Source organism: Pseudomonas putida (genome assembly GCF_050989985.1).
GTDB classification, from domain to species: Bacteria; Pseudomonadota; Gammaproteobacteria; order Pseudomonadales; family Pseudomonadaceae; genus Aquipseudomonas; species Aquipseudomonas putida_AI.
The window spans coordinates 2,926,185-2,938,519 of the sequence record NZ_CP158815.1; the positions used below are offsets into that span (position 1 = coordinate 2,926,185).

Below are 12,335 nucleotides of genomic sequence, written 5' to 3' on the forward strand. Positions count from 1 at the left end.
GGAGTTTTGTTATTTAAAGATTTGCGCGGGCATCACAGCGAGGATCTGAGCCGGATTTATCAAAAATGAACTCAACCAGGACCTGGGTGGAAGCCCAAGGTGCATGATACGAAACATTCAGGTCGTGCCAATTTCCGTCCTGTTTCATGCTGTCGGGGGATTTGAAGGTTTTGCTACCGCTTCCCATGTAATTGGCGATTGTCGTATTTACATTTGCTTTGTTACCACCTGACTGACCATTGCGCTTGGTGATTTTATATTGTTTTACATAGACGCTTTTGCTGCTGCCATAGTCGAAATAATGACCCTTGTATTCGCCGGTAAAGTTTCCCGAGCTGCATGAGGCGCTAAAAGGTTTTGAGGGCATTCTGAGGGTGCCAGACTTGGCAGAAGTGTCAGCATGGCTGACCAGCGGCAGGCAAGCCAGCGAGAGGGACAATAAAAGGCTGTTGATGGACAGTTTACGCATTCGGTAGATCCTCTTTGATTTTTATACCTCGCTCAAATGTGATGTTGAAGTTTGAGTAAAACGAGGCGGTCGCAGACTATCGCCTCTTCGGGTTTATTAATGTAGGAGCCAACATCGTGGCAAGTAGGAAATCGCCTACTTGCCTTGACGAAAATCGTTTGCGGATTGATGAAGTGTTAAACCCGCAACGTGCGCGTCATGCGCAACGCCAGCAGACTCCCGCAGACAATCACCCCCGCCAGCAGGTACAGCGCGGCATCGGTCGAGCCCGTGCTGTCCTTGACCCAGCCCACCAGGTACGGGCTGAGGAAGCCCGCCATCTGGCCCATGGAGTTGATCAGCGCCAGGCCACCGGCCGCAGCGCCTGCACTGAGCATTGCGGTCGGCACCGGCCAGAACATCGGCAGGCCGGTGAGGGCGCCCATGGTGGCGATCGTCAGGCCGAGGATGGCGATGGCCGGGTTGGCGGCGAAGTTCACCGCGATCAACAGACCGACAGCGCCCATCAGCATCGGTACCACCAAATGCCAGCGACGTTCTTTGCGCAGGTCCGCCGAGCGACCGACCATCAGCATGAACAGCGCTGCCAGCAGATAGGGAATCGCACTTAGCCAGCCGATCACCAGGTTATCGCTGAAGCCCAGATTCTTGATGATCGACGGCAGCCAGAAGTTGATCGCGTAGACGCCACTCTGGATGCAGAAATAGATCAGGCCGAAAGCCCAGATCGCCGGGTTCTTGAACACTGCCAACAGCGAATCGGAGGTGGTCTTCGGCTTGTTCGCCAGATCAAAGGCGTGGTCGGCTTCCAGCACCGAACGCTCGAACGGCGTGAGCCACTTGGCGTTGGCGTAGCTATCGCTGAGCAGGAAGTAGGCGAGGGCGCCGAGGATCACGGTCGGGATGCCTTGCAGCAAAAACATCCACTGCCAGCCCGCCAGGCCACCTTGGCCGGCGGCGAAGTGGTTGAGGATCCAGCCGGAAAACGGACTGCCGAGCAAACCGGAAACCGGGATCGCCGACATGAACAGCGCCATGATGCGGCCGCGGCGGAAGGTCGGGAACCACTGCGAAAGATAGAGCACCACGCCCGGGAAGAACCCGGCTTCGGCAGCGCCGGTGAACAGGCGCAAGGTGTAGAACTCGGTCGGTGTGGTGACAAATAGCAGGCAAGTCGACAGCGTGCCCCAGGTGATCATCATCAGTGCGATCCAGCGTCGCGGGCCGAATCGGGTCAGGGCCAGGTTGCTCGGCACGCCACACAACACGTAGCCGATGAAGAAAATCCCGGCCCCGAGGCCGTACACGGTTTCGCTGAATTTCAGCGCGTCGAGCATCTGCAACTTGGCGAAGCCAACGTTCACCCGGTCGAGGTAGTTGAACAGGTAGCAGATGAAAATGAAGGGGATCAAACGCAGGGTAATGCGTTTGTAGACGGCATTTTTTTCGTCAGCGATGGCCTGGGTTGCAGCGGCGCTCTGTGACATGGCGGGTTCTCTCTTTTTATGATTTTTTGCGATGCAAAGGGTAACGTTGATCGCCCTGAGAGTCTCGGACACCGCCCGGGTTGTTGTCTTTGTGCCGGCGCACAGGGATTGCCACCCGGCCCTGTGCGGGCGAACAATCAGCCCCTCTGCATTCAAGGAACACCGTCATGTTCGAACTCGATCACGACCTGGCCCAGGACATCGTCGACCGCGCCATGGCGATCCTGCCGTACAACGTCAACGTCATGGACAGCCAGGGATTGATCCTCGGCAGCGGCGAGCCGGAGCGAATCAATACCCGCCATGAAGGTGCGCAACTGGTGTTGGCCAACGGTCGCGTGGTGGAGATCGATGCGCAGACGGCGATTCATCTCAAGGGCGTGCAACCCGGCATCAACCTGCCGCTGATGCTCGACCAGCGCCTGATCGGTGTACTGGGGATCACCGGTGAGCCCGATCAGCTGCGCACCTATGCCGCCCTTGTACGCATGACCGCTGAAATGCTGGTGGGCCAGCGCAATCAGCAAGCTGAACAGCAATGGCGGCGCCAGCGTTGCGATGACTTGCTGGCGTTGTTGCTCAGCGAGGCGGGGGACTCGCCACGCCTGGTCGACGAAGCACAGCAACTGGGTCTCAAGCCACAGATGACCCGTGTGCCGTACCTGTTCGAACTGGGCATGGAACACGGGCCGGGGCAGACCGTCGACGCACTCAGCGCCTGGCTGACGTCGCGTTATCCGGACAGTTGGTGCGTGAGTTCAGCCAAGTCGTCGTTGCTGTGGTGCCGCCCGGCCAATCAAAACGTTGAGAACGACCGACTGCTGGAGAAACTCGACGGCCAGGGATGGAACATCCTGCGCATCGCCGTGGGCGGCCAGGCTGATGGGCTGGCGGGGTTGCGTCGCTGCTATCGCCGGGTTGGCGACCTGCTGGCCTACGGGCGTGAGGTGCTGCCCCAATCGCGCTTGCTGACCCTCAATCGCTATCGCTTGCCGGTGATGCTCTGGCGCCATCGCAACGACGATGCGCTGGATGAGTTGCTCAATCCGCTGCGCAAAGTCATCGCCAAGGACAGTAACGGCCAGTTGCTGGCGACCCTGCGCAGCTGGTGCGACCACGACGGCCAGAGCCAGGCCTGTGCCGACGCACTGGGCATTCATCGCAACAGTTTGCGCTACCGGATGGAACGAATCGCCGAACTCAGCGGCGTCGATCCCTTGCGCCTCGACGGCATGCTCGCCCTCTACCTCGGCGTGCAACTGCTCCCACAGACCGACACCCAACCATAAGCGCACACCCGTGACCTGTGGGAGCGGGCTTGCCCGCGATAAGGCCATCACATCCAACATCCATGTTGGCTGACCCACCGCTTTCGCGGGCAAGCCCGCTCCCACAGGTTTTTTGGCGTGCTTGAAATCGCGATCTCCGGATTTTGTGGAAATGAACAATAATCCTCATGCTCCCTTGTGCAGCAGACCGGCGTCATCGTGTTTGGCGACTGGCAGGATGAGGGTATTGGAACTGGAGAATTCCCATGAAGATCGTGATTGCCCCTGACTCGTTCAAAGACAGCATCAGTGCTCAACGCGCGGCCGACGCCATCGGCCTGGGCTTGCGGGAAGTCTGGCCCGACGTGCAACTGATCAAATGCCCGATGGCCGATGGCGGGGAGGGCACCGTCGCGGCAGTGCTGGCGGCGTGTGGCGGGGAGAAGCACAGTGCCGAAGTGCGCGGCCCTCTGGGCGATACAGCCTATGCCAAGATGGGCTGGTTGCCTGACAGCCGTACCGCAATCATCGAAATGGCCGAAGCCAGCGGTCTGCAATTGGTGCCGGTCGAGCAACGCGATGCCTGCAACAGCAGCACCTTTGGCACCGGCCAATTGATCCGCTTCGCCCTCGATGAAGGTGCGCAGCGCATCATCCTGGCCATCGGCGGCAGCGCCACCAACGACGGTGGCGCCGGCGCGATGCAGGCCCTGGGCATGAAGCTGTTCGATGCCCAGGGGCAACCGCTCGCACCGGGCGGCCTGGCCCTGGCGCAGCTGTTTCGCATCGACCTGAGCGAGCTCGACCCGCGGCTGGCCAATGTGCGCTTTGACATCGCCGCCGATGTCGACAACCCGCTGTGCGGTCCCCACGGTGCATCGGCGGTTTTCGGACCGCAAAAAGGCGCCACGCCGGAACAGGTTCAATTGCTCGATCATGCCCTTGGGCACTTCGCCGATCACTGCGCGAAAGCTCTGAACAAAGATGTGCGCGATGAACCGGGCTGCGGCGCGGCGGGCGGGCTGGGTTTTGCCGCCAAGGCGTTTCTAGGTGCGCAGTTCATGCCAGGGGTCGAAGTGGTCGCCGAATTGGTGGGCCTGGCCGAAGCGGTCGAAGGCGCCGATCTGGTGATCACCGGTGAAGGGCGTTTCGATGCGCAGACCCTGCGCGGCAAGACCCCTTTTGGCGTTGCGCAAATCGCTCGCGAACGGGGCGTGCCGGTCGTCGTGATCGCGGGTTCCCTGGGCGAGGATTATCAGGCGCTGTACGACCACGGCATCGATGCCGCGTTCTCCCTGGTGAGCGGGCCGATGTCGCTGGAGGAAGCGTGCATGAATGCGCCGCGGTTGCTGCGCGAGCGGGCGAGTGACATTGCGCGGGTCTGGCGGATGGCAGCGCGCAAAGGCTGATTCAACTGATGGGCATCACACACTTATGTGGCGAGGGAGCTTGCTCCCGATGGGTTGCGAAGCGGCGCCAAAAATGGGCCTGCTGCGCAGTCCAGCGGGAGCAAGCTCCCTCGCCACAAAAGTTTCGCATAACCAATCAGGTTTCGCGTAACGGCGACTACTGCGGTGGATCAATCTGATCCAGCACCCGGTTCGCCGTGATCTCCGCCAGCATCACGCTGTTGGAAATCCCCAGCAGCGCATTGCGGTCGCTGCCTTCCAGATGATCCACCAACTGATGGACCATCACATCCACCGAGGCCAGCGTCTCCACCAGATACACCATCAAGGTTTCGGTCTTGGCTTCGGGGTCGACGGTAAACAGCGTGCTGACGGTACGCGGCGTGGCTTTGATGTCGGCGGTCGAAGGGAAGTGGAAGTCGAGGGCACGCTCGGCGGCATCGTTAAGTTTGTTTGAATCGGGTTCATACGGGGAGGTCGGATCGGTGTCCGGGGGATTCGGTGTGACTTTGAACATAAGCTAGTTTTCCTGTTGGAGTGCCAACCCTCCTGCGACTAAACGAGAGGGAGGCAACTGTGCGCAGGTTAGTCGACCGGGGAATCTAGCAAAGCCGGCGCGCCCGAAGGCGCCCTGCGCACAGCCACCATCGAGTGCAGGCATGGATCTGCCTGACTGATGAGCTTGTGCAACTCTCTAAATATCCAACCGGGCGACTAAACCCGATCACTGACCATCAGTGACGCGAATCAAGTTACCGAGCGGCCCCAAGGCGCACAAGCCGGCGGATTCTGGCGCAAGCGTAGGCAACGACACAAGGGTTTGTGGCTTTCAAGAAACTGTCTTAAACGCGTTTAAACAAGTGAGTCGCGGCAGCGTTGAGCAGCGAGTTTTCGCTGTTTCCACGTGACGATTTGATGATTTAAACCGCGCCTGTATAAGTAGCCACCTGTCAACTCTGACAGTATCGCGATTGAAAAAACTGCTGCTTAATTCGCCCAAGGCCCACGCGGCCTCGCAGAGCGAAGGGGTGTTTATTGCCGTGCCCGACTGTATCGATCTGCCGGACAGAGAGGGGCCATTGCGCTCGCGGTGGCTTGAACGATACGAATGGGAGAGCGATATCATGGCAAGTGACGGCAGAAAACGACCACTACCGGCCTGGAGCCACCGAGTGCCAGGGCGTGCCAAAGCCGATCCGTTTCCAGCCCCCGACGTGAGTAGGGTCACGTTGCCGGGTAATCCGTCAGGACTATTTCCCAGGCCATCACTCGATGCAGATATCGAATTGAAAGTTCCTGCCTGGAGCAATACTCCAACCGATCCACTGGACAAGGAATACATCACCGCCCAGGCCGCGCGTCCTGGTACTTCGAACTATGAAGATGTGAGTGACGAGGTTGAATTCATTCCAGGTACAACCCCGATTCCTGTGACAGTGAAACTCCTGTCCACCTGGTTGTTGAAAGACGAAAATGAGGGGCCATTCAATTTACGGTATCGCCACGTAAACTATCTTGGTACGCCCAGCAATTCCACGCATACGCCTGTTTTCGTCGACAAGGTTCCCCCTAACGGAACTGCCGCGCCTCGCAAGTTGACGCTTGGATTCACTCCCCCGATTGTCGATGCCACGCTGGAAGGTATCACTGACCTGGAGGCCACCGTTCCAGAGTGGACCGGTGCAGCCGAAGGCGACAAGGTTGCCTTCACCGTGGAGAGAGACAAACTGCCTGAAGATCCCAATGACATCGTGCCCATCGATGTAGTGACGTTGGGACCTGATCGCAAGATCAAATTTCCGGTGTCACTGCTTAAATCCTTGCCTGACGGCAGCTACTGCTTTGGCTACAGGGTTTACGACAAGGCTCTCAATCCCAGCCGAATCTGTTTGTACGACCTGATTCAACTGGCACTCGGTGCGTTTCCAATCCCACCCTTTCCCGTGGTTAGCGTGGCGGAGGCGGAAGATGATGGCGTAGTAAACCGGGCAGACGCCTTGCGAGGTGTCCATGTCGAGTTTGCGAAAATCCTGAACGCAAAATCCACCGATATGATCGCGATTATCTGGGGGGCAAAGAGTTGCCTTACCGGACACCCGTGGGTGCCCATCCTGCAGACAAGATGAGCATCAATGTCATTTGGGAACACATGAGGGACCGGTACGGCGCAGCGACGGGGCCTGTTGAAACGGACGTGGAATACAAGCTGTACCGTGGCGATCTGGAACTCGGAGGAGCGGCCACCAGGGTCATGGTCGGATTCGCCGTGCCCATCGTTGACCCCGAGAACCCCGATCCGGGTACACCGAACCTGCATCCGTTGGCTGTGTACGGTGAGAGTGGAGAGGCAAACAAGCTCATAGCAAGTGATGAAAACAAACCTGTCGTTGCCCAGATTGAGCTTCCTGATCCACTTCCCGACGGACTTCAACTCCAGGTGCAATGGAACGGGGAGGATATTGGTGCTCCCTATGAGGTCGACACCGACAATGTCAGCGCTGGTGAGGTAATCGACGTACCTATTACGGATTGGGACATTATCAAGAAGCACGGCAACGATCAGAAAATGCCCGTGAAGTACATCGCTACCCATCCTGATTTCAACAATCCTCAAGAACCGGAAGAGCCTACCGAGGTTGATATCAGGTTCTTCGTCATCACCTTGCGATTGGCCGAACCACAACAACTTATCAACCGTCGGCTGACTTGCTGCTCGTTGATTCGCGACGAAGCGGACAGCACAAAAATTGGCTTCAAGTACTTCATTCCTCCTAGTGATTACTTGAAAGAAGGGATGACAGTAAAACTTGAATGGAGGGCTTCAACTACCTATGCATCGCCTGTGGAGGTTGAAGATGCCGCAAAAAGCGTGACATACGGGCCGATTTCCGCAGAGGAAGCTACAGACGGTTTCTACTGGCTTGTCGAACCTTATGACAAACACCTCCTGCCAACCTGGGGCGGTCCCAGCAATCAGCTCGGCAAGGGCGAAGTTCGTTATGGCCTGAACATTGGGGGCACTGATGTTTTCTCCTTGTACTCGGATACACAGGTGGGGCTTTCAGCCGGAGCTGGTACCTGTGATCCGGATAACCCCTGCCCCATAGATTAAAAGGGATAGCGGCAGGTGCTGCCTGATGGCGTCTGCCGCAGTTGTACGACTCGCGAATGAGTCCTTGGAAGTTGCAGGATTAGTCCTACAAAGCATTAAGGAAACTCCTGCATCTGAATAGGAGGCCTCTGGATATTCTGCGCCGCCTTTGTAGGTGGGTTCATCACTGATTGTCAGGATGAGCCTGACTTTTCGCAGTCCAGATCCATCGGAGTTAGTCATGTCTGCCAGCCATTTCTTTTTGTTGAGTCCTCTGTCGCGTGCTTTGCGACTGTTGTCTGTCGTACCGTTTTTAATCATTGCCGAACAGGCGTATGCCACCCGTTTTATCGATGGCAGTCTGGAGCCCGTGGCGTCAATTGATGGCACAACGGCGCTGGATCAATACAGAGTTTTCAACGGTGCCACCTTGAATGCCAATGGCGCACGGACGCAGGACATTACGGTGACGGGCTCGACCTTGAACCTGACCGGTACCCAGGTTCAAGGCACTTCCGCCAACGGCGTACATCTGGACAGCAGTAACGCAACAATTGTTGGCAGCAATATCAACAGTGACAGGATCGGCCTGGCGCTGAGCCACGATGCAGCGAACACCACAGGTTCCACCGCACAGGTTCGCAGCAGCACCATCACCGGTGCGCGAAATGGCGCAACCGTCAACGGCCTGAGCACACTGACGCTGTTCGACAGTGCCGTGACCGGTGGCAGCCTGGCAGGCATCCGTATGTTTAACGGCACCGTCAATGCCGTGGGCAGCAACATCACAGGGGCTACCAACGGTATCCAGATCAATACCGACCCCGGTGTGGCCGCCCCTAATACTGTCGAACTCAGGGGCAGTCAGGTCGAGGGCTTGAACGGCGCGGCTGTCCTGGTCGATACACAGAACGTGGGTGTGACACAGGCCAACATCGCCGTCCTCAATAACTCAACACTGGTCGGCAGCAACGGCGTGTTAATGGAGGTGCGCAATGGCGCCGAAGGAAACCTGCGCGTCGGCAGCAGCACGCTGGTTGGCGATATCGTCGCCGACGGCACCAGCACCGCCAACGTACTGCTGGAAGACTCCGCCACACTGACGGGGCGCCTGCAGAACGTGCAGAACCTGGGCGTCAACAGCAATGCCCGCTGGATCATGGTCGGTGACGGTGCAGTGCAAAATCTGGACATGAACGGCGGTGCCATCCAGTTCGGCAACCCCGGTGAATTCTTCAAGTTGAGCGTGGGTACGCTGTCGGGTACTGGCGGCACGTTCTTCATGCACACCGACTTCCAGACCGGTCAGGTCGATACCCTCACCGTGACTGGCACGGCCACCGGCAATCACACCGTAGCAATTGACGCCAGCGGCTCGGAGCCTACGGGGGCTGGCGCCATCCCAGTCGTCCACATCGGTGGCGGTGATGCGACGTTCACCCTGGCCGGCGGCGCCGTGGATCTGGGGGCATTTTCCTACGACCTGATCCAGAAGGGCAGCAACGACTGGTACCTCAATACCGCGTCCCGCGTTGTCAGCCCGGGTACCCAGTCGGTCATCGCATTGTTCAACGCAGCGCCGACTGCCTGGTATGGCGAACTCAGCACGCTGCGCACGCGCATGGGCGAAGTGCGCATGGACCACGGCAAGGCCGGTGGCTGGATTCGTGCTTACGGTAACAAGTTCGACGTCGATGCCCGCTCGGGCGTCGCTTACCAGCAAGTGCAACAAGGCCTGTCGTTCGGTGCCGATGCACCGTTGCCGGTGGGGGACGGGCAGTGGCTGGTCGGTGTGCTCGGCGGTTACAGCAAGTCCGACCTGGACTTGAGCCGTGGCACCAGCGGCACCATCGACAGTTACTACCTGGGTGCCTATACCACCTGGTTGGATGCGTCGCGCGGCTACTACTTCGATGGCGTGCTCAAGTTCAACCGTTTCCAGAACGAGTCCGATGTACACCTGAGCGATGGCAAGAAAACCCGGGGCGACTACGACAGTAATGGTGTCGGCGCCTCCCTGGAGTTCGGTCGTCATATCAAATTGGCTGACGACTATTTCGTTGAACCCTACACCCAGCTGTCGGGCGTGATCATTCAGGGCAAAGACTACGACCTGGATAATGGCTTGTCCGCCGAAGGTAGTCGTACACGTTCGCTGCTTGCCAAGGCAGGGGCCACTGCCGGCCGCGACTTCAAATGGGATGACAAGGTCGTACAGCCTTATGTGCGCGCCGCTTATGTGCACGAGTTTGTCGACAAGAACGAAGTCAAGGTCAACGACAATACGTTTAACAATGACCTATCGGGTTCCCGTGGGGAGCTTGGAGCGGGTGTTGCCATGACGGTGACTGACAAAATTTCGATTCATGCCGATTTCGAGTACAGCAACGGCGACAAAATCGAACAACCATGGGGCGCCAATGTAGGGGTGCGTTACATCTGGTAATCCCGATTACACGGTGACGCCCTGAAAGCGCCTGCGTTAAGGCCGGTCACTGTCCCGGAGGACAGTTGCCGGTCAGGGTATCGGATGCAGACGTCTGTTCCAGTTTCATGAATTCTCTCTACAGGGATCAATGTAGCGCTGATCGCTGAAAAGAGACGGGTTCAAGAAGGATGAATCAGGCCCTGTTCCAGCGCCTTGGCCATGGCGGCCCAGCGCGTTCTCACGCCGAACTTGCGGCGGATGTTGCAATAGTGGTAATTCACACCGGCCTCGGAGCACCCGCAGATCTGGGCGGTTTCCCAGGACGATTTACCGGCCAGACCCCACTGCAAGACCTCCTTTTCCCTGGCCGTGAGCGTAATCACCTGGGGTGGCTGACACGCCTGTGGCTGGAATCCGGCCTGGGCTGGCGATGACTGAACTGAAGCGGTTGTGGAGCGGTACATAAGCGAATCTCCCATTCATCATCATTGACGGCGTGGGCGCGGCGGAATCTTCCTACTTCGTGATGGCGTGGTTCGCGCGACCGTCCTGCAATCACCTTGAAAGGGCTGTAGGCACGGTCTCCTTATAGCGCGATAAATTCTCCGTGTGACCTGTCAGAAATTACAGGTTGCGGACTTTAATCACTTTCGAAAAGAAAGGGCTGTCAGTCCAATGCCGGCTGTGGTGTAGGAGCATTCTTTTCATCGTCGGTTTGCGCTTTCGAAAATTAGTGATTGATTTCAAGATACATTTCACGCGCCCAGGATGGCCGGGGGATCGCGCGCGTGCTTGCAACTGTCAGGGTCGCGGGCTCGACTGAATTCAGTCACCCGATGTACGGAACGTCAGGTGATGGATTGGAACGCCGTGGGTGGCGGGTTGCGAGAATTGAGATAGGGTTTTGGCTTGGAACCCGCGCGAATGGAGAACTGTATGCGCTACTCAGCCTTGACCCAACGGATCGCCGGTGACGGAGCGGCGGCCTGGCAGATTCATGATCGAGCACTGGAATTGCGCGAACAGGGTGTTGATGTGTTGCTGCTGTCGATCGGTGATCCGGACTTCGACACGCCACAGCCAATCGTGACGGCCGCAATCGACAGTTTGCTCGCCGGAGACACGCACTATCCGGCGGTGCGCGGCAGTCAGGGGTTGCGCGACAGCATTGCCCGCCGTCATCGCCTTCGTACCGGTCAAGGGGTTGATGCCGGGCATGTGATCGTTTTTCCGGGAGCACAGTGCGCAGTGTATTCGGTGGCGCAATGCCTGCTCGACCCCGGCGATGAGGTGATCGTCGCTGAACCGATGTACGTGACGTATGAAGCCGTGTTCGGCGCTTGCGGCGCGAAAGTGGTACCGGTGGCCGTGCGGCCGGAAAACGGGTTTCGGGTTGACCCGGCGGATGTTGCCGCGTTGATCACTGTGAAAACCCGCGCCTTATTGCTCAACAGCCCGAACAATCCCTCCGGCGCCAGTTTGTCGCTGACGATCTGGCAAGGCCTGGCGGCGTTGTGTATCCGTCATGACCTGTGGCTGATCAGCGACGAAGTCTACAGCGACTTGTTGTACGACACAGAACACATCAGCCCGGCCAGTCTGCCTGGCATGGCCGAGCGCACCGCGACAATTAACAGCCTGTCGAAATCCCATGCCATGAGTGGCTGGCGGGTGGGGTGGGTGATCGGCCCGAAACCCTTGGCCGATCACCTGGAGCACCTGTCGCTGTGCATGTTGTTCGGCATACCGGACTTTATTCAAAACGCCGCGCAATTGGCCCTGGATCATGACCTCCCGGAAGTGGCGCTAATGCGCGAGGAGTATCGCCAGCGGCGCGATCTGGTATGCGCGAGCCTGGACAATTGCCCGGGCCTGCGGCCGATCCGTCCCGATGGCGGGATGTTCGTGATGGTGGATGTGCGCCAGACCGGACTGTGTGCCCAGCGTTTTGCCGAGCGGCTGTTAGAAGGTTATGGCGTGTCGGTTCTTGCTGGCGAAGCGTTCGGGCCAAGTGCGGCTGGGCACATTCGCATGGGCTTGGTGGTCGACCGCAAGAAGTTGGCAGACGCGTGCAGGCGTATTGCCTTGTGTGCTGCTGACTTGCTGGAATCGCGGGTGGGTTGTGGCTAGGCCTGTGCTCCCCCAAAGCTGCGACGCGTTCAAACCCTCTGCGGCTGACAGCA

The 12,335-nt window shown here is 58.4% G+C and carries 10 protein-coding genes; 6 read left to right on the forward strand and 4 right to left on the reverse strand.

Features of this window, described 5'->3' with window-relative positions; genetic code table 11:
* Positions 1 to 13: 13 nt before the first annotated feature.
* Entirely contained in the window at positions 14 to 469 is a 456-nt protein-coding gene (locus ABTV29_RS13665) for a hypothetical protein (protein ID WP_433771026.1), read from the reverse strand.
* Between the two features lie 176 nt (positions 470 to 645).
* Positions 646 to 1,956, reverse strand: coding sequence for an MFS transporter (locus tag ABTV29_RS13670; protein WP_433771028.1), 1,311 nt, complete (start codon positions 1,954 to 1,956; stop codon positions 646 to 648).
* Between the two features lie 167 nt (positions 1,957 to 2,123).
* Here ABTV29_RS13670 and ABTV29_RS13675 point away from each other — a divergent pair, with 167 nt between their 5' ends.
* Both ABTV29_RS13675 and ABTV29_RS13680 read left to right on the forward strand, forming a co-directional pair.
* The gene (locus ABTV29_RS13675) at positions 2,124 to 3,245 is read left to right on the forward strand and encodes a sugar diacid recognition domain-containing protein (RefSeq protein WP_433771030.1); all 1,122 of its coding nucleotides are present in this window, start codon (positions 2,124 to 2,126) and stop codon (positions 3,243 to 3,245) included.
* Between the two features lie 245 nt (positions 3,246 to 3,490).
* Positions 3,491 to 4,633: a glycerate kinase gene (locus ABTV29_RS13680; protein ID WP_433771032.1), complete on the forward strand. Its 1,143-nt coding sequence runs from the start codon at positions 3,491 to 3,493 to the stop codon at positions 4,631 to 4,633.
* A 157-nt stretch (positions 4,634 to 4,790) separates the two neighbouring features.
* Here ABTV29_RS13680 and ABTV29_RS13685 read toward each other — a convergent pair whose 3' ends face one another.
* A complete protein-coding gene (locus ABTV29_RS13685; protein ID WP_433771034.1) occupies positions 4,791 to 5,150 on the reverse strand; it encodes a DUF6124 family protein in 360 nt (119 codons plus the stop codon).
* A 454-nt stretch (positions 5,151 to 5,604) separates the two neighbouring features.
* On the opposite strand from ABTV29_RS13685, the gene ABTV29_RS13690 reads away from it, so the two are divergent.
* From ABTV29_RS13690 to ABTV29_RS13700, 3 genes are all read left to right on the forward strand, one after another.
* Entirely contained in the window at positions 5,605 to 6,759 is a 1,155-nt protein-coding gene (locus tag ABTV29_RS13690) for a hypothetical protein (protein ID WP_433771035.1), read from the forward strand.
* A complete protein-coding gene (locus tag ABTV29_RS13695) occupies positions 6,756 to 7,745 on the forward strand; it encodes a hypothetical protein (RefSeq protein WP_433771037.1) in 990 nt (329 codons plus the stop codon). Before ABTV29_RS13690 ends, ABTV29_RS13695 begins: the two co-directional genes overlap by 4 nt.
* Positions 7,746 to 7,965: 220 nt before the next feature.
* A complete protein-coding gene (locus ABTV29_RS13700) occupies positions 7,966 to 10,170 on the forward strand; it encodes an autotransporter outer membrane beta-barrel domain-containing protein (RefSeq protein WP_433771039.1) in 2,205 nt (734 codons plus the stop codon).
* 161 nt (positions 10,171 to 10,331) lie between these two features.
* Here the strand turns inward: ABTV29_RS13700 and ABTV29_RS13705 are convergent, their stop codons facing one another.
* The gene (locus ABTV29_RS13705) at positions 10,332 to 10,616 is read right to left on the reverse strand and encodes a helix-turn-helix transcriptional regulator (RefSeq protein ID WP_433771041.1); all 285 of its coding nucleotides are present in this window, start codon (positions 10,614 to 10,616) and stop codon (positions 10,332 to 10,334) included.
* A gap of 472 nt (positions 10,617 to 11,088) precedes the next feature.
* Here ABTV29_RS13705 and ABTV29_RS13710 point away from each other — a divergent pair, with 472 nt between their 5' ends.
* On the forward strand, positions 11,089 to 12,282 hold the full coding sequence (locus ABTV29_RS13710; RefSeq protein ID WP_433771043.1) for a pyridoxal phosphate-dependent aminotransferase: 1,194 nt from the start codon (positions 11,089 to 11,091) through the stop codon (positions 12,280 to 12,282).
* The last annotated feature ends 53 nt before the right edge of the window (positions 12,283 to 12,335 follow it).